This window comes from Archangium violaceum Cb vi76 (assembly GCF_000733295.1).
In the GTDB taxonomy this organism is placed as follows: domain Bacteria; phylum Myxococcota; class Myxococcia; order Myxococcales; family Myxococcaceae; genus Archangium; species Archangium violaceum.
The window spans coordinates 1-17,781 of the sequence record NZ_JPMI01000270.1 but is presented as its reverse complement, the minus strand read 5'-3'; the positions used below and the strand labels follow the sequence as shown (position 1 = coordinate 17,781).

General features: G+C 69.7%; 11 protein-coding genes. 6 read left to right on the top strand and 5 right to left on the bottom strand.

What is annotated here, in order from left to right; genetic code table 11:
- Positions 1 to 188: 188 nt before the first annotated feature.
- Positions 189 to 3,101, top strand: coding sequence for an extracellular catalytic domain type 1 short-chain-length polyhydroxyalkanoate depolymerase (locus Q664_RS36770; protein WP_235217021.1), 2,913 nt, complete (start codon positions 189 to 191; stop codon positions 3,099 to 3,101).
- Positions 3,102 to 3,460: 359 nt separating this feature from the next.
- Positions 3,461 to 8,356 (top strand): ATP-binding protein, encoded by a 4,896-nt coding sequence (locus tag Q664_RS36760; protein WP_235217020.1) that lies wholly within the window; start codon positions 3,461 to 3,463, stop codon positions 8,354 to 8,356.
- Between the two features lie 3 nt (positions 8,357 to 8,359).
- Here the strand turns inward: Q664_RS36760 and Q664_RS36755 are convergent, their stop codons facing one another.
- Together Q664_RS36755 and Q664_RS36750 are read right to left on the bottom strand one after the other, a co-directional pair.
- Complete coding sequence (locus Q664_RS36755) at positions 8,360 to 9,205, bottom strand: class I SAM-dependent methyltransferase (protein WP_235217019.1); 846 nt, start codon at positions 9,203 to 9,205, stop codon at positions 8,360 to 8,362.
- Positions 9,206 to 9,536: 331 nt separating this feature from the next.
- Positions 9,537 to 10,100 (bottom strand): GspE/PulE/PilB domain-containing protein, encoded by a 564-nt coding sequence (locus Q664_RS36750; RefSeq protein WP_052519125.1) that lies wholly within the window; start codon positions 10,098 to 10,100, stop codon positions 9,537 to 9,539.
- 302 nt (positions 10,101 to 10,402) lie between these two features.
- Between Q664_RS36750 and Q664_RS36745 the strand changes: the two genes are divergently transcribed.
- Entirely contained in the window at positions 10,403 to 12,349 is a 1,947-nt protein-coding gene (locus tag Q664_RS36745; protein ID WP_043406861.1) for a S9 family peptidase, read from the top strand.
- 18 nt (positions 12,350 to 12,367) lie between these two features.
- Here Q664_RS36745 and Q664_RS36740 read toward each other — a convergent pair whose 3' ends face one another.
- The 3 genes from Q664_RS36740 to Q664_RS36730 all read right to left on the bottom strand — a co-directional run bounded on the left by Q664_RS36740 (position 12,368) and on the right by Q664_RS36730 (position 13,955).
- Entirely contained in the window at positions 12,368 to 12,997 is a 630-nt protein-coding gene (locus Q664_RS36740) for a hypothetical protein (protein ID WP_043406858.1), read from the bottom strand.
- A gap of 32 nt (positions 12,998 to 13,029) precedes the next feature.
- Positions 13,030 to 13,422, bottom strand: coding sequence for a hypothetical protein (locus Q664_RS36735; RefSeq protein WP_152622555.1), 393 nt, complete (start codon positions 13,420 to 13,422; stop codon positions 13,030 to 13,032).
- A 206-nt stretch (positions 13,423 to 13,628) separates the two neighbouring features.
- Positions 13,629 to 13,955 carry a hypothetical protein gene (locus Q664_RS36730; protein WP_043406852.1) on the bottom strand — a complete coding sequence of 109 codons (327 nt, stop codon included), beginning with the start codon at positions 13,953 to 13,955 and terminating at the stop codon, positions 13,629 to 13,631.
- Positions 13,956 to 14,061: 106 nt separating this feature from the next.
- On the opposite strand from Q664_RS36730, the gene Q664_RS36725 reads away from it, so the two are divergent.
- The 3 genes from Q664_RS36725 (at position 14,062) to serA (ending at position 17,620) form a co-directional block, all read left to right on the top strand.
- A complete protein-coding gene (locus tag Q664_RS36725; RefSeq protein WP_043406850.1) occupies positions 14,062 to 14,439 on the top strand; it encodes a SpoIIAA family protein in 378 nt (125 codons plus the stop codon).
- 146 nt (positions 14,440 to 14,585) lie between these two features.
- On the top strand, positions 14,586 to 16,262 hold the full coding sequence (locus Q664_RS36720) for a trypsin-like serine peptidase (protein ID WP_043406847.1): 1,677 nt from the start codon (positions 14,586 to 14,588) through the stop codon (positions 16,260 to 16,262).
- Between the two features lie 107 nt (positions 16,263 to 16,369).
- Positions 16,370 to 17,620, top strand: a complete 1,251-nt coding sequence (gene serA / locus Q664_RS36715) for a phosphoglycerate dehydrogenase (RefSeq protein ID WP_043406844.1) — start codon at positions 16,370 to 16,372, stop codon at positions 17,618 to 17,620.
- Positions 17,621 to 17,781: the final 161 nt, after the last annotated feature.

The following is a 17,781-nucleotide window of genomic DNA, read 5'->3' as shown; positions in this document are numbered from 1 at the left end:
GCCCGGTTCAGGTTCTCCCCTCCCGCCTGCCTTGACGTCGCGCGTCATACCCGGCGGTGCAACCTGATGCCGGGTTCATGTTTTCATGATGCTAGCTTCATGTTCGCAAGGGTTTGACATTGCGCGTCAATAAGCAGCATTCAAGGGATTATGGTAAGGCATTACCTCCCCTTTCCCAGGGAGAACCCATGATGAAGCGTCGTTTCGGAGGAGCAGTGGGGGCACTTCTCACGCTGGCGGTGCTCGGGTGCGAGGGCATGCCGCCGCCAGAGGAGGCAGCTCCCCTGGAGGCGCTGGGCGTTGCCGAGAGCCCGTTCACGCAGGTGACGAGCTTCGGCACCAACCCCGGCAATCTGAAGATGTGGAAGTACGTGCCGGCCAACATGCCGGCCAACGCGCCGCTGGTGGTGGCGCTGCATGGCTGTACCCAGCAGGCCAACGCGTACCCCAACACCGGCTGGAGCGCGCTGGCGGACCAGCTCAAGTTCTACGTGCTGTACCCGGAGCAGGTGAGCGGCAACAACCAGAACATCTGCTTCAACTGGTTCGAGCCGGGTGACATCACGCGAGGCCAGGGCGAGGCGCTCTCCATCAAGCAGATGGTCGACAAGATGAAGGCCGACCACGCCATCGACGGTCGCCGCGTCTTCGTCACGGGCCTGTCCGCGGGCGCCGCGATGACGCTCGTCATGGCCGCGGCCTACCCGGACGTCTTCGCCGGGGCCGCGCCCATGGCCGGCGTCCCGTACAAGTGCGCGACCTCGATGACCGAAGCGTTCTCCTGCATGAGCCCGGGAGCGGACAAGACGCCCGCGGCGTGGGCGGACCTGGTCCGCAACGCCTACCCCGGCTACACGGGCCCCTACCCGAAGATCTCCATCTGGCACGGCACGGGCGACTACGTCGTGAAGAACACCAACCAGAACGAGGCCGTGGAGCAGTGGACGGCGGTGCACGGCATCGATCTGACGGCGGACGTCAATGACACGGTCGCCGGCTACCCGCACAAGGGCTACAAGGACGCCGCGGGCAACGTGCTGGTGGAGACCTATGCCCTCACCGGCATGGGGCATGGCACGCCCATCGACCCGGCCACGAAGTTCCCCGGCGGCAGCGCGGCGTGCGGCACGGCGGGCGCGTACATCCTGGACACGGACATCTGCTCCACCTGGTACGTGGCGAAGTTCTTCGGGCTCGACAACTCCGATGCGGTCCCGCCCACGGTGAGCCTCTCCGCGCCGGCCAACGGCGCCACCGTGAGCGGCACGGTGCGGGTGGCGGCCAACGCCACGGACAACGTCGGCATCGCCAAGGTGGAGTTCTCCATCGACAACACCCTGGTGGGCACCGACACGGCGTCCCCCTTCGAGTACAGCTGGAACACCGCGGCGGCCACCAATGGAACCCATACCCTGGTGGCCAGGGCCCATGACGCCGCGGGCAACACCGCCACCTCCAGCACCGTCTCCGTCACCGTGACGGGCGGCATCTCCGACACCACGGCGCCCACCGTGGCCATCACCTTCCCCACCGTCGGCTCCACCGTGGCCGGCGCCGTGGACATCGCCGTCACCGCCTCGGACGACACCGGGGTTACCAAGGTGGAGTTCCTCATCGACGGCGCCGTGGTGGGCCAGGGCGTCGCGTCACTGGCGGCCGGGCCGTACACGTACAACTGGAACACCACGGCGTACACCCCGGGCGTCCACAACCTCCAGGCGAGGGCCTACGACGCCGCGGGCAACACGGCGGCCTCGGCCTCGGTGTCCGTGACGGTGGACCAGGACTCCGTGCGCTTCACCGAGCGCTTCTCCAAGGCCGGCCCCGACAACCCGGGCTGGAGCATCTCCGAGTGGGCGCTCGACGCCAGTGACCAGAGCGGCATCACCGGGAGCCAGTCCCTCCTGGGCTCCGCCACGCCGGCCTTCAACACCGTCACCCGCACCGCGAGCGTCAGCGTGACGCTCACCGCCAACCCCCGGCTCACCTACTGGCGCAAGCTGGACCTCTCTGGTGCCAACACCCTGGCCTCGGCCAGCTTCAGGGTCGTGGTCAACAACGGCACCGACAACGTCGTGGACTCCGTCACCCGGACGGGCATGGGCACCACCACCGAGGCCACCTGGACGCAGCGGGCCGACATCGACCTGTCCGCGTACGCCAACCGGACCGTCGTCCTGAAGTTCATCGTCACGGCGACGGACACCGGCTCGAGCGTCAGCCGTGCGAAGGCGTGGGTGGACAGCATCTCCGTGGGCCCGCCGAGCGCCTCGTCCGACACCACGCCCCCCACGGTGAACATCACCGCCCCGGCCAACGCCGCCACCGTCAGCGGCACCGTGGACGTGACGGCGAACGCCACGGATGCCGCCGGCGTGAAGAAGGTCGAGTTCTACATCGACGGCTCGCTGGCGGACACCGACACGGCGGCCCCGTACGTCTTCACCTGGAACACGGCGGGCGTGGCCAACGGCGGCCACTCGCTCATGGCCAAGGCCTATGACGCCGCCAACAACGTGAGCACGGACAACGACACCTCGGTGACCGTGAACAACACCAGCGGCGGGACCACGACCGTGTCCTTCTCCAGCATCGCGGCGGATGACGGGTACGTGAAGGCGAACGCGGATGGGAGCTCGCCCGCGGTGGGCACCATCACCACGCCGGCCATCGGCAAGGGCACCGACGGGAAGCTCAACCGGACCTTCTTCTCGTTCGACACCTCGTCGCTGCCGGACACCGCCACCCTCGTGCGCGCCTCGCTCGAGGTGACGCTGTCCTCCGCGGGAGGTGACCCGTGGTCCGACCCCGCCGCCGGCAACACGCTCGTCATCGATCTGAAGAACGGGGTGTTCGGCACCAGCGCCACCACGGAGACCACCGACTACGCCGCGGCCGCCACCGCCTCCGCCGTCGCCGAAATCATCAAGTTCACCACCGGCACGCAGAGCTCGGCGGACTTCAACGCCTCGGGGCTGGCCTCCATCAACAGGACGGGCAAGACGCAGGCCCGGCTCCAGTTCAAGCAGAACCCCTCGGGTACCTCGTACCTCTTCCTCACCGAGGGCACCGGCGCCACGCTGACGGTGGAGTACAAGTAGCCCTTCAGTCCGAGCAGTTCCCTGGGGAAGGGACCCGCGTCCGCCACGGGCCCCTTCCCCCATGGTCCGCCCGCTCCCCTGCTCTCCGGGCGACAGCACGGGCGGCCCTCCCCATACCCGAGGGGATGCGGAAGTGAGCCCGCCTGCTCATTTGAAGCACCCTACCCTCTGGCGCATGAGCCGCCTCGCCCCCCTTGGCACCGCACTCGGCGGTCCCAAGCTTGTCGATGACGCGCCGACCCCACCACCGTAGGTGGTGCGACCAGAGGGGGAGGGCATTGATGGCGGAGGGCTACGAACAGGCTGGACCCTCTCTGGAAGGGGCGCATCCCGGCAGGCGTCTGGGCAACCGCTTTGAGTTGACCCAACGCATCAAGCAGGGCCGTGGCATCACCACGTGGCTCGGGGTGGACCTGCATACCGGGGCCCGGCTCGTCATCAAGACGACATCCGCCCTGTCCCTGGTCTCCACCGCCCGCCAGCGTCTGGAGCACGAGGCCGGCGTGCTGCGCTCCCTGCACAGCCCCTACCTCGTGCCCGTCCTGCACTTCGGCACCGGGGGAGACCTGCTCTTCCTGGTGACGCCCTTCGTGGCCGGGGCATCGCTCCAGGAGCGGCTCGCCAGCGGCACCCTGTCCGTTCCCGAGGCGCTCATCGTGGGCCAGTGTGTGCTGGCCGCCCTCGCCGAGACGCACGCCCACGGCATCCTCCACCGGGATGTGAAGCCCTCCAACATCATCGTCGAGGGCCGTCCCACCCTCACCCGCGCCACGTTGGTGGACTTTGGCCTGGCGCGCAGTGAACGGCTGGACCCGTCCCTGCGCGACCTGCCGGTGGGCACCGCGCGCTACCTCTCGCCCGAGCAGGCCGGGCTCCTCAACCGTCCGGTGGAGGCCACTTCGGACCTGTACGCGGTGGGCACCGTCCTCTTCGAGGCGCTCGCCGGCCACCCGGCCTTCGACGGCGCCTCCGTGGGCGAGGTGTTGCGCCAGCACCTCACCAGCCGGCCCCGGCTGCGCACCACCGGTGTGGAGGTGCCCCGCGCGCTGGAGGAGGTCGTCTCGCGTCTGCTGCAGACGGATCCCCAGGACCGCTACCAGTCCGCCGAGTCCGCGCGAGAGGACCTGCGCGCCATCGAGGCCGCGCTGGCCCGGGGCGAGCAGGATCCCGAGCTGGTGGCGGGCGCCCATGACATGCGCCACAGCCTCACCGAGCCCTCCTTCGTGGGCCGGCACGAGGAGCTGGCGCTGCTGGAGCGTGAGCTGGAGCGCGCCCGCACGGAGCCGGGGCGGCTGCTGGTGGTGGAGGCCGAGAGCGGTGGAGGCAAGAGCCGGCTGCTGGAGGAGTTCGCCACGCGCGCGCGCCAGCACCGGGCCTGGTTGCTACAAGGACAGGCCGTGGCCCAGTCCGCGCAACGGCCCTTCCAGCTCTTCGCGGACGTGGCCTCGGGCATCGCCTCGGCGGCCCTGGAGCGGCCCGCGCTGGCGGAGTTGCTGCGCGAGCGGTTGCAGGAGCAGGCGGCCTCGGTGTGCACGGTGCTGCCGCAGTTGCAGCCGGTGCTGCGCCCCGCCCAGCAGGGCCTGGGCCCCGAGTCCCTGGGCGAGAGCCGTGGCACCTGGGCCCTCACCACGCTGCTGGGCGCGCTGGGCACGGAGGCGGAGCCCTCGGTGGTGCTGCTCGAGGATTGTCAGTGGGCGGATGAGCCGACGCTCCGGTCATTGGAGAGCTGGCAGCAGGCACGCCGCAGCGTGGGCGGGCACGTGATGATCATCGTGTCCTTCCGCAGCGAGGAGGTGGGCCCCGGCCATGTGCTGCGCCGGCTCAACCCGGCGGCGCACCTGCGGCTGACGGCCTTCGGGCCCGCGGACGTGGCGCGCATGCTGGAGTCCATGGCCGGCACGCTGCCGCGCGAGGCGATGGAACTGGTGGTGCGGCTGTCCGAGGGCAATCCCTTCATGGCCTCGGCGGTGCTGCACGGACTGGTGGAGGACGGCGCGCTGGTGCCGGGGCCCCGGGGCTGGCAGGTGGAGCCCGAGGCCATGGCGCACGTGCGCTCCTCGCGGCAGGCGGCCTCCTTCCTGGTGCGCCGGCTGAAGCTGCTGCCGCCGGAGTCCCTGCGCCTGCTGTCGGTGGGCGCGGTGCTGGGCAAGAACTTCGACCTGGAGCGGGTGGCGAGCCTGTCGGGCACGACGCGCGAGCGGGTGGTGGCGGGGCTGGTGGAGCCGCGGCGCCGGCACATGCTGTGGGAAGGCACGAGCGGCCGCTACACCTTCGTCCACGACAAGCTGCGCGAGGCGCTGCTGGGCCTGCTCAAGCCCGAGGAGCGCCGGGAGCTGCACCGGCTGGCGGCGCGCGCCATCGCGGCCAACCCGCCGGCGGACCCCTTCGAGCTGGCCTACCACTTCGACGCCGCGGGCGAGTACACCCAGGCCCTGCCGTACGCGCTGGTGGCCGCAGAACGGGCCCGGCAGCAGTTCGCCCTGGAGACGGCGGAGCACAACTACCGCATCGCCGAGCGGGGCGCGTCCGGGGCCGACCCGGGCATCCGCTTCCGCATCAGCGCCGGCTTCGGGGACGTGCTCATGCTGCGCGGCGGCTATGACGCCGCCCAACAACAGCTCACGCTCGCCCAGTCGCTCGCCCATAACCGGTTGGATCAGGCTCGCACGCTGGCCAAGCTGGGCGAGCTGGCCTTCCGGCGCGGCAACGTGGACGAGGGCAACGCGGCCATGGAGCAGGCCCTCCGGCTGCTCGGCCGCTTCGTGCCCCGCTCGTCCGCCGCGTTGAGCCTGGCGGCCCTCTGGGAGGTGGGCGTCCAGGCGGGCCATACCCTGCTGCCCAGGCTGTGGCTGGCGCGCCGTCCCCTCGAGGAGAGCGAGGAGGACCTGCTGGCCGTCCATATCTACAGCCGGCTGGCCTACAACTACTGGTACCTGCGCGGCCGCATGGCCGTCATCTGGGCCCACCTGAGAGACCTCAACATCGCCGAGCGCTACCCGCCCACACCCGAGCTGGCCCAGGCCTACTCGGAGCACTCGCCCGCGATGACCACCCTGCCCTGGTTCCGCCGGGCCAACGCCTACGCGGAGAAGTCCCTGGCCATGCGCCGGGAGATGGGCGACGTGTGGGGACAAGGACAGACGTTGCACTTCTACGCCCTGGCCCTCTACGCGGAGAGCCGCTTCGAGGAGAGCATCGATAAATGCCGCGAGGCGGTACGGCTGCTGGACCGGACGGGAGACCGCTGGGAGGTCAACAACGCCACCTTCAACACCATCATGTGCCTGTACCGGCAGGGGAAGTTGAAGGAGGCGCTGGAGGCCAGCCAGCGGCTGCACGGCGAGGCCCTGGCCATTGGAGACAGGTACGCGGTGCGGCTGGCGCTGGAGGCCTGGGGCAAGGCCTCGGGAGGCCGCATCCCCCGCGGGCTGCTCGAGGGGGAGATCTCCAACCCGGAGGCGGATCCCCAATCGCACTCGGGCGTGCTCCAGGCGGAGGCCATCCGTCAGTTGCGCGAGGGGGACGCCGAGGGCGCGGTGGCCACGCTGGAGGAAGCGCAGCGCATCGCCGAGGCGGCCCACCTGCATTCGGAGTACGTGTCGCCCATTCCGGGCTGGCTGGCCACCGCCCTGCGTCAGAGCGCCGAGCAGGTGTCCCCCCTGGCCCCGCATGAGCGCAAGGCGCTGCTGAAACGGGCCGAGCACGTGGCCCGGCGCGCGCACGACGTGGCGAACACCTACCGCAACAACCTCCCGCACGCCCTGCGCGAGCGGGCCCTGCTGGCGGCCATGTCCGGACACGCGCGCCGTGCCCGCCGCTGGCTGGAGCAGGGCCTGAGCGTGGCCAACGAGCTGGGCATGCGCCACGAGCGCGCCCAGACGCTGCTGGCGCGAGGGCAGGTGGGCCGGGCACTCGGCTGGCCGGGCGCCGCCGCGGACCTGGAGACGGGCACCCGCGAGTTGCAGGAGCTGGAGCAGGGGCTGGGACAGGAGAGCGCTGGGAGCGCGGAGCGCTCGGACACCCTGTCCCTGGCGGACCGCTTCCCCCGCGTGCTGGACGCGGGCCGGCGCATCGCCTCCGCCCTCACCCGCGAGGCGGTGTTCGACGCCGCGCGCCGCTCCATGATGGAGCTGCTGCGCCCGGAGCACTGCGTGGTGTTCGACCCGGAGGCGCTGCTGCCCGAGGACGAGCTCGCGTCCGCGGGCGTGGGCCGGACCGCCATCGCCCGGACGCTGGAGACGGGACGCCCGGCGGTGATGGGCCAGGGCATGCCCGGCGGCGTCAGCGAGAGCATGGAGTTGCTGGGCGTTCGCTCGCTGCTGTGCGCGCCCATCCAGGTGCGCGGCAAGACGGTGGCGTGCGTGTGCGTCAGCCACCGTCAGGTGGGCGAGCTCTTCGGTGAGGACGAGGAGCGGCTGGCCTCCTTCGTCTGCATCCTGGCGGGCGCCGCGCTGGAGAACGCCGAGGGCTTCGAGCGCATGGCCGCCCTCTCCGAGGAGCGGGGCCGGCTCTACCGCGAGGAGCAGGAGGCGGTGCGGCGCCGCGACGACTTCCTCTCCATCGCCGCGCACGAGCTGAAGACGCCCCTCACCTCGCTGCAGCTCCACATCCAGGGCCTCATGTCGCAGGTGCGCCAGGGACTGGAGCGGCTGCCCCCGGAGCGGCTCGGTGCCAAGCTGGAGTCCGCCAACCTCCAGACGCAGCGCCTGGGCAAGCTGGTGAACGAGCTGCTGGACATCTCGCGCATCGCCCAGGGACAGATGCTGGGCAAGCTCGAGGACGTGGACCTGGTGCAGCTGGTGCGCGGCGTGGTGGATCGCTCACGCGAGGCGCTCACCCGCGCCGAGTGCGAGCCGCGGCTGAGCCTGCCCTCCGTCATGGTGGGCCACTGGGACGCCATGCGGCTGGAGCAGGTGGTGGTCAACCTGCTCACCAACGCGACGAAGTATGGCGCGGGCCGTCCCATCGAAATCACCGTCGAGGGAGACGCCACCCAGGCGCGGCTCCGGGTGCGCGACGAGGGCATCGGCATCGCCGAGGAGGACGCGGCGCGCATCTTCGAGCGCTTCGAGCGCGCCGTGTCCGTGCGCCACTACGGCGGCTTCGGCATCGGGCTGTGGATCGTCCGGGAAATCGTCCAGGCGCTCGGGGGCACCATCGAGGTGGAGAGCGCCCTGGGCAAGGGCGCCACCTTCACCGTCACGCTGCCCCGCCGCGGCCCCGAGGAGCCGCGCGAGGCGCATGAGACGCACTGAGCTTCAGCGGCGGGTGAGCGACAGGTAGATGACGTTGTCCACGCTGTCGCGGAACAGCTTCACCTCGGCCAGCTCGGAAGGGTCTATCTCCGCGGTGAGGGCCCGCATCTGGCTCTCGTCGCGGTAGACGAGCCACCAGTCCATGAAGGCTTCCATGTACCCGGACTCGGGGGGGATGACGGCGAAGTTGGCCACCAGCAGCTTTCCGCCCGAGCGCAGCATGTGGAAGAGCAGCCGGGTGAGCCGTGCGGCGGTGCCCTCGGCCAGGTAGTCGTACAGGCCCGCCGAATAGACGAAGTCCATGTCCCGGAAGGAGGTCTTCCCCAGGAGCAGGGAGCGCACCGAGCCGCACACCGTCCGCACCGGACCGGTGGGGAACTCCCGGGCGATCTCCGCCAGGCAGAGCGGATCCTGATCGAAGGCGATCAGCTCGCCGAGCCGGTGGTCTCGCACGGCCGTGGACAACTCCGCCTCGCGCAGGTAGCCACACGCCACGGAGAGGATGCGCGGCAGGTGCACCCGCTCGGCGGTGGAGTCGATCTCCGCCGCCAGCAATTCGCGCCGCTCGCGCACGCTGCGCGCGCTCGGCTGGTCATGCATGTAGCGGTAGATTTCCCGGCCCTGGTACTCCAGGCCGTCCACGTGCGCGTGGTCGTTGTAGAGGTAGTCGATGAGCTCGGCGTCCCCCGCGTAGCCACGGGGACGCTCGAACGCATGACGGGTGAAGGGACACTGGTGGATGACTTCACGCAGAGGGTGGGTGCGCACGGCTTCCAGGCAGAAGCGGCGCCACTCCTCCCGGTCCCACTTGCGGCGAAGGGTCCGCAGTCCCCGGTGCAGGGACTCCATGCCGGACTGAACGTCTCCGCCCTGGGTGATTTGCGCGTGAACATCATCCAGCCACGACGTGGCCCGAACGAACGCATCACTCCAATCGACCCACTCCATCACAGGCGAGGCCAATTTGTTCCGCGGGTTGGGGGCATGACCAGGAGAAACTGCATCGCTCGAAGAGGAGGGAGGTCCTTCCATCGCCACCAAAACGAAGAGACCTTCCACTCCCTTCCCCTGGAGAAGACCACCGGCCCCGCGCTGCCCTGGAGGGCAGGAGGGCGTGTGATCCAAAATGGAAGCAGGCACGTAACGCGACTCGCGCTCTCCATCCGCCTGGCCCGAAGCGCTAGAGCGCGAAATAGTCCCGGGTGATGCGCAGGCGCACGTGCGCGTCCTCGGGATTGAGCTCGATGGAGCGCTCGCGGGAGCGCTCGCGCGCGGCGAGGACTCCCACGCGCCCCAGCAGGTGCTCGATGTCCTCGGCGAGCGCGAGCACCGGGCGCACCGAGCAGCCGGTGGCGAAGGCCATGTCGTCGAGCTTCACCAGGTTGCCCGGCTCGCTGGTGGCCACGAAGACGGTGCCGCGCACCTCGTCACGCCACTCCACCCGCAACGGGCACATCCGCAGGCGCTCGAGCACCCGCGGCGGCACGCACCGCACCATGCCTTCTGGAATGCGCTCCAGACCCTCGCGGCGGATGAAGGGCACCTGGAGCTGACGAGCCAACGAGATGAGCAACTGCTCCGGCCCGAGCAGTCCCATCCGCACCGCGGCCTCCCCCAACCTGCACCGCCACCGCGCCTGGAAGGCGAGCGCCGTCTCCACCTGCGCCGACGCCAACAGCCCGCTCGCCACCCACAGCTCGCCCAGCCGCATCCGCCGCACGCCCACGACCACCCCCCACGCCACACGCCCCCAACGAACGAACTACACGCGCTCGGGCGCCCCCCGTCCCCCCACCACCCCGACCCGCCCGAGCGCTCCCGGCCCCAATCCCCTCAACCCACCCCCGACCCCCAACCCGTGCGCTCTTCATTGCGCGCCGCGTGCCACGCTCCACCTCATGGATTCCAATGGGTTGGCCACCCCGTCCCCGAGTGCCATGCCGGTAAGCGGGAAGAAATTCAGGGGTGGGATGGCGGGAAATCGGGAGGAGCACTCCCCGTAGGTAGAGTGTCCGGCAGGCGATTCATCTTCCCCGTGGAGACTTCATGCAACCCAGGTCCACCCTCCTGCGAGTGCTGGCGGCGGCCGCGCTCGTGCCCACCCTCGCGCTCGCGGCGCCCAAGAAGGCACCGGCAACGGCACGGGCCCCGGCCAGCACGCGGCCCTCGAAGCAGTACTCCATCGAGCAGTTCATGGCGACGACGAAGCTCGGCGGCGCCTCCTTCTCTCCGGACGAGAAGCGCGTCCTCTTCACCTCCAACGAGAGCGGCATCTTCAACGCCTACACCGTGCCGCTCACCGGCGGGAAGGCGAAGGCGCTCACGCAATCCAAGACGGACTCCACCTACTCCGAGAGCTTCTTCCCCAAGGACGAGCGCATCCTCATCTCTCGCGACCAGGGGGGCAACGAGCAGAGCCACCTCTACGTGCGCACCCCGGACGGCAAGGAGCGAGACCTCACGCCCGGCGAGAAGCTCAAGGCCCGCTTCATGGGCTGGAACCAGGACGACTCGGCCTTCTACGTCCTCACCAACGAGCGCGACGCGCGCTTCTTCGACCTCTACCGCTACGACGCGAAGACGTACGCGCGCACGCTCGTCTACCAGAACGAGCAGGGCTTCAACATCTCGGACGTGTCGCTCGACGGGAAGTGGCTGGCCTTCAACAAGCCACGCACCAACCAGGACACGGACATCCACCTCTACAACGTGGAGACGAAGGAGCTGAAGCACATCACCCCGCACCAGGGAGACGTGTACTTCACCGTGAGCAGCTTCGATCCGGCCTCCACGGCCCTCTACTTCCTCACGAACCAGGACTCCGAGTTCAAGCACGTGGCCCGCTACGAGCTGGCCACCGGCAAGACGGAGGTTGTCGAGCGCGCGGACTGGGACGTGATGTACACCTCCTTCTCGCGCAAGGGTGGCTACCGCGTCACCGCCATCAACGAGGACGGCCGCACCGTCATCCGCGTGCACGACGTCAAGGCCGGCAAGCCCCTGGCGCTGCCGAAACTGCCCGAGGGAGACATCACCTCGGTGACCATCTCCGACAGCGAGAAGCGGATGGCCTTCTACCACAACGGAGACCGCTCTCCGTCCAACCTCCACGTCTATGACTTCGGCACGAAGAAGGTCACCCGCCTCACCGACGCGCTGAACCGGGACATCGACGCGAAGGACCTCGTCGACGCCGAGGTGGTGCGCTTCAAGTCCTTCGACGGGATGGAGATTCCCAACATCCTCTACAAGCCGCACCAGGCCACCGCCACCGCCAAGGCGCCCGCCATCGTCTGGGTGCACGGTGGCCCGGGTGGACAGACGCGCAAGGGCTACGCGGCGATCCAGCAGTACCTCGCCAACCATGGCTACGTGGTGCTGGGCATCAACAACCGCGGCAGCTCCGGCTACGGCAAGAGCTTCTACGGCGCGGATGACCAGAAGCACGGCCGCGAGCCGCTGCTCGACTGCCTCGAGGCGAAGAAGTACCTGGCCAGCCTGCCCTACGTGGACGCCGAGCGCATCGGCATCGCTGGCGGCAGCTACGGCGGCTACATGACGCTGGCCGCGCTCGCCTTCCACCCGGATGCCTTCAAGGTGGGCGTGGACATCTTCGGCGTGTCCAACTGGCTGCGCACCCTCCAGAACATCCCCCCCTGGTGGGAGAGCCAGCGCGAGGCCCTCTACAAGGAGATGGGCGACCCGGCGAAGCAGGAGCAGATGCTGCGCGAGATTTCTCCCCTCTTCCACGCGGAGAAGATTTCCAAGCCGCTGCTCGTCCTCCAGGGCGCCAATGATCCGCGCGTCATCCAGCCCGAGTCGGATGAGATCGTCCAGGCGGTGAAGAAGAACGGCGTCCCCGTGGAGTACGTCATCTTCCCCGACGAGGGCCACGGCTTCAGCAAGCGCAAGAACGAGGTGGAGGCCTACTCGCGGATGCTCGGCTTCCTGGACAAGCACCTGAAGGGCGCGGGCCCCGCTCCGGTGAACTGAAGCGGGTGGGCCGGGCCGTCACCACGTCACGCCGAGGTTGAGCGTGCCGGAGTAGCGGCCCGCCTTCCCGACGGTGAGCGCCGCGGGCTCGCCCACGTTGGACACGGGCGCGCCGGTGACGTAGCGCTGATCGAAGAGGACGGTGTAGTGGAGGCGCGCGTCGGCGGTGAGGCCCCGGAAGGACGCGCGCACGCCCAGTCCGAGCGGGACATTGCCCACGAGGTCATCGCCGAAGCCCCGCACGGTGCCGCGGATGTTGTAGACGCTGAGGCCCAGGCCGCCCATCACGTAGGGCCGCACCCTCGAGCGGAAGAGGGCCACGGTGGCCGCCGCGTGGAAGCCATGGCGCACCAGTTCCACGCCGTCCGCCGAGGCCTGGGGATCGCGCGTGTCGAGCCCATTCACCGCGCCCGAGAAGCCCGCCTCCAGGCCCACGTCCAGCACGCCCAGCAACGGAGGGGGCAGGACGTCCAGCATCACCCCGTACGTGACCCCAGGCTCGATGAGCGGCGCCAGGTTCAGGGTGTAGCCCTCCACGCCTGCCCCCACGGTGACGGACAGCTCGCGCAGCTTGGACCAGGGCGCCGCCCCCGCCACCTGGCTCCCCACGCCCAGCGCGAGGAGCACGCCCCACCCCGCCCGCGTCATTCCCGTTCCCACACGGATGCCCGCGCCGGGCCCTAGTGGCCGAGGAGCTCGGCCTTCTGCTTCACCTCCTCCGCCTGCTGGCCCGTGAGGAGCTCCACCTTGTACGTCTTCTCGGCGCCCGCGGCCGGCTCGAAGCTCACGCGCACCGGCGTGCCCTCGTCGAGGTCATCCCAGCCCACCCGCTGCCCGTCGCGCTCCAGCTTCGTGTCCGGAGTGAGGGCGAACCACACCTCCTGCGCGGACGGCTCGCTCACGCTCTTCACGGCGATGCGGTGGGAGTCCTTGTCGACGTTCGTCACCACGCCCTCCTCCTTCTGCGAGAGGCCGGGCACCGCGGACTCCACGTCCCGCGCCGCCTCCTTCGTCCCCGCGCACCCCGCGCCGCCCAGCACCGCCGCCAGCACGACCGCTCCCAAGCGCTTCACTCGCGTCCCCATACGGACCTCCCGGGCCAGGTCCCCTGGCCCCTGTCCCGGGCCGGCACGCGCCGGACCCAGGGCCTGTGCCAAGCTAGGAACCCGCGAAGAGGAGCGCCAAGGACGCCCGCGTCCCGGCGCCCCACGGCTCGGCCACCCGGGCGTAGGACAGGCAGGCCATCGGGCCCGGGATGCTCGCCCGGGGCCGGGGCCCCCTACGCCCGGAGCGGCTCCACGCTCTCGGGGCACTGCCAATACGTGTACTCGCACGTGGCCGAGGCGGGGTCACACGGCACCTGCATCACCGTGATGAGCTCGCACGGGTGCGCCGGGACGCCGGGCTCCAGGCCCGGAGCCACCTGGGAGGACGGAGGAACCACGGCCTCGTTGCCGCCGATGAACCGCTCCGTCCGCCTCGACGCACCACCCCGCGACTCCTCCACCCGCTTCTGCCCGGAAGACGCCCACGGGGAGCACGTCACCGGAAACAGGGCCGGCAGAGACCCCAACACCGCGCTCAGCACATACAGCTTCCTGTTCATGACTCCCCCTTTCCGGCCGTTCCGGCCCGCCTCCAGGGACGGCCGGAAAAAGGAGAGCTGACGGGGTTTTCGACCTGGGCCCCTCTGAGGCTAGAGTGCGCCCCGCATGCCCTTTCAGATCACCGTCTACGAGGCAGACCGCATCATCGACGTCGTCTATCCCCCGCAGCCCACGGCGGAGGACGTGACGGACTACCTCAAGCGCATCCGCGAGACGATCATCCGCATGGGCGGCCCCTGGAGCGCGCTGGTGGACCAGGGGCAGCTGCGTGTGATGCCGCCGGAGATGGTGGCCACCATGGCCAGCCTCAACGCCTTCGCGCAGCTGCACGGGATGAAGCGCTCGGCGCGCGTGGTGAGTGATGCCGCCTCCGGCCTCCAGGCCTGGCGCATGACGAAGCAGGCCATGCTCACCATCCCCACGCGCACCTTCGAGACGCGCGAGGCCGCCCTGGCCTGGCTGCGCAACCCCGACGACGAGTAGTCCGCCGCACCCGTGGGATGGCCTCCCACGCACGCTCCGTCCAAACGTATGCCCTCGTAGGGTTTATTTGGGGCATCATGGGGTTGCCCGGCTTCCCAGTCTGGCGTGGTTTTCTCACCCCCAAAGAAAAACAGGAGCGAATCCCCATGCGACATCCCCGGTTCGGGCGGATGGCCCGGCCCCTCGTGGGCACGTTGATGTGCACCCTCACGCTCGCGGCGTGTGGTCCCGCGGAGGAGCTGGACGCGGCCCAGGGCGTGCCGGCCAAGGAGCTCGGCGAGAAGCAGAGCGAAGTCGTCTACGGCACGGACAACCGGCAGGACGTCTACGCGCACTCGAACGCCACGCTGCGCCTGCGCGCCCAGCAGGCCACGGTGGCGCTGATGAACCCGTCCGACTTCAACGCCTCCAACCCCAACAACGTCACCTTCACCGGCTCGGCGCTGGGCACCGCCTACAACCTGTGCTCCACCGAGCGCTTCCGGGATGATCCGACGTCGGCCTTCTGCTCGGGCACGCTCATCGCGGACGACCTGGTGCTCACCGCGGGCCACTGCGTCACCAGCGCCTCGGCCTGCGCCGATACGCGGCTCGTCTTCAACTACTACCGCACCGCGGCGGGCACGCTGCAGACGGTCACCACGGCGGACATCTACAGCTGCGCCGCCATCGTCGCGCGCCAGCAGGGAACGGTGAACGGGCAGAACCTGGACTTCGCCGTGCTGCGGCTGGACCGGCCGGCCACGCCGCGTTTCACCCCGGCGCCGGTGCGCACGGGCAACACCGCGCTGACGGTGGGGCAGAACGTGGCCGTCATCGGCAGCGGCAGCGGCATCCCCTTCAAGATCGACTCGGGCGGCTCGGTGCGTGACACGCGCTCGGGCACGCTGGACTACTTCATCGCCTCCACGGACACCTTCGGTGGCAACTCGGGCTCGGGCGTGTACGAGACGAGCACCTACACGGTGGCGGGCATCCTCGTGCGCGGCGAGACGGACTACGTCACCAGCGGCAGCTGCCGGGTGGTGAACGTGTGCAGCGAGACGGGCTGCCGCGGCGAGGACATCACCTACGTCTACCCGGCCATCCGCGCCTACTGCACCGCGACGAACAACGGCAACACGCAGCTGTGCAGCGGCCTGCCGCCTCCGCCTCCGCCTCCGCCCAACTCGTACGCGTACACGGCGAGCAACACCAACAGCGCCCAGCAGAACACGGTGGACAAGACGCTCACGTTCGCCGCGGGCGACGTGGTGGAGCTGGGCACCTGCGGCGTGGACGGCGCCGTGGTGGACGGTGACTCCTTCCTGCGCCTCAACAACGGCGCGGGCACCGAGGTGGCCAACAACGATGACTCGTGCGGCGGCCGTGGCTCCTACATCAAGTACACCGTGCCGGCGGCCGGCTCCTTCACCATCCGCGGTGGCTGCTACTCCAGCGGCAGCTGCGGCGGCACCGTGGTGTGGAAGGTGACGCCGGGCTCGGGCGGCGGTGGCACCAGCGGCTCGTTCAACTTCAGCGCCAGCAACACCAACAGCGCCCAGCAGAACACCGTCAACCACAGCGTGACGGCGGCGGCCGGCCAGGTCCTCCGGCTGGGCACCTGCACGGTGAGCGGCGGTTCCGGTACGGGTGACACCTACCTGCGGCTGTACGGCCCCACGGGCACGCAGGTGGCCGTCAACGACGACGGCAGCGGCTGCGGCACCCTGTCGTACCTCACGTACACCGTCCCCTCGGGGGCGGCTGGCGCGTATCAGATCCGCGCCGGCTGCTACTCCAGCAACAGCTGCAGCGGAACGGTGGCCTACACCATCCAGTAGGCCACACCCGGACACACCGGGCCGCTCGCCCTCGTGACGGGCGGCCCCGGTGTGGGCGCAGCAGACGCTTGACAGCCCGGGGGGCGGGATCTAACGCGGTGCTTCATATGAGCACGCCCAAGTTCCCGTCGCCCTCCACTCCGGTGTCCATCGAAGGCCCCCTGAAGGTCCTGCTGCTGGAGAACATCCACGCATCCGCCGAGGAGATGCTCGCGGCGGAGGGCTACTCGGTGGAGCGGCTCAAGGGAGCGCTCAAGCCCGAGGAGCTGGAGGAGCGCATCCAGGGCGTGCACCTGCTGGGCATCCGCAGCAAGACGAACGTGTGGGAGCCGGCGCTGGCCAAGGCCCCCAACCTGCTGGCGGTGGGAGCCTTCTGCATCGGCACCAACCAGGTGGACCTGAAGTCGGCCAACGTCCACGGGGTGCCCGTCTTCAACGCCCCCTTCAGCAACACGCGCAGCGTGGCGGAGCTGGTCATCGCGGAGATCGTCATGCTCACGCGTCAGCTGGGGGACCGCAACCGCGAGGTGCACCTGGGCCAGTGGCGCAAGGTGGCCACGGGAAGCCACGAGGTGCGCGGCAAGACGCTGGGGATTGTCGGCTACGGGCACATTGGCACCCAGGTGGGCGTGCTGGCCGAGTCCATGGGCATGCGCGTGCTCTTCTACGACGTCATGACGAAGCTGCCGCTGGGCAACTCGAGGCCCACGGCCACGCTGAGCGAGCTGCTGGAGAACTCGGACTTCGTGACGCTGCACGTGCCGGCCACGCCGTCCACGGAGTGGATGATTGGCCCGCCCGCGCTGGCGCGGATGCGCAAGGGAAGCTGCCTCATCAACGCGAGCCGGGGCACGGTGGTGGATATTCCCGCGCTGGCGAACGCACTGCGCTCGGGGCACCTGAGTGGCGCGGCGGTGGACGTCTACCCGACGGAGCCGGAGACGAACAGCGACGGCTTCGCCACCGAGCTGCAGGGGCTGCCCAACGTCATCCTCACGCCGCACATCGGCGGCTCCACGGAGGAGGCGCAGGCGGCGATTGGCAAGGAAGTGGCCACCTCGCTCATCAAGTTCGTGCGCAGCGGAGCCACGACGGGGGCGGTGAACTTCCCGCAGGTGGAGACGCCGCTGATCCCCAAGACACACCGCATCCTCAACGTGCACCGCAACACGCCGGGCGTGCTCCGCGACATCAACAAGATCGTCTCGGACCTCAACGCCAACATCCACGCGCAGGTGCTGAGCACGGACGCGAACATCGGCTACCTGTTGATGGACCTGGACCAGGACGTGGCCAACCCGGTGTGCCAGGCCATCGCGGGCCTGCAGACGGACATCAAGACGCGCATCGTGTCCTGATTCGCGTCAGCGATGTCCGTGAATGAGTGCCCCGGGGAACAAGCGCGTCCATTTTCCCTCGCCCTCCGGGAGAGGGACGGGGTGAGGGTGCCTCGAATCCCGGGTTGAACCCCTGTCCACACTGGGTTCCTTGGGTTGAAGAACAGGTGCAGATACCNCCC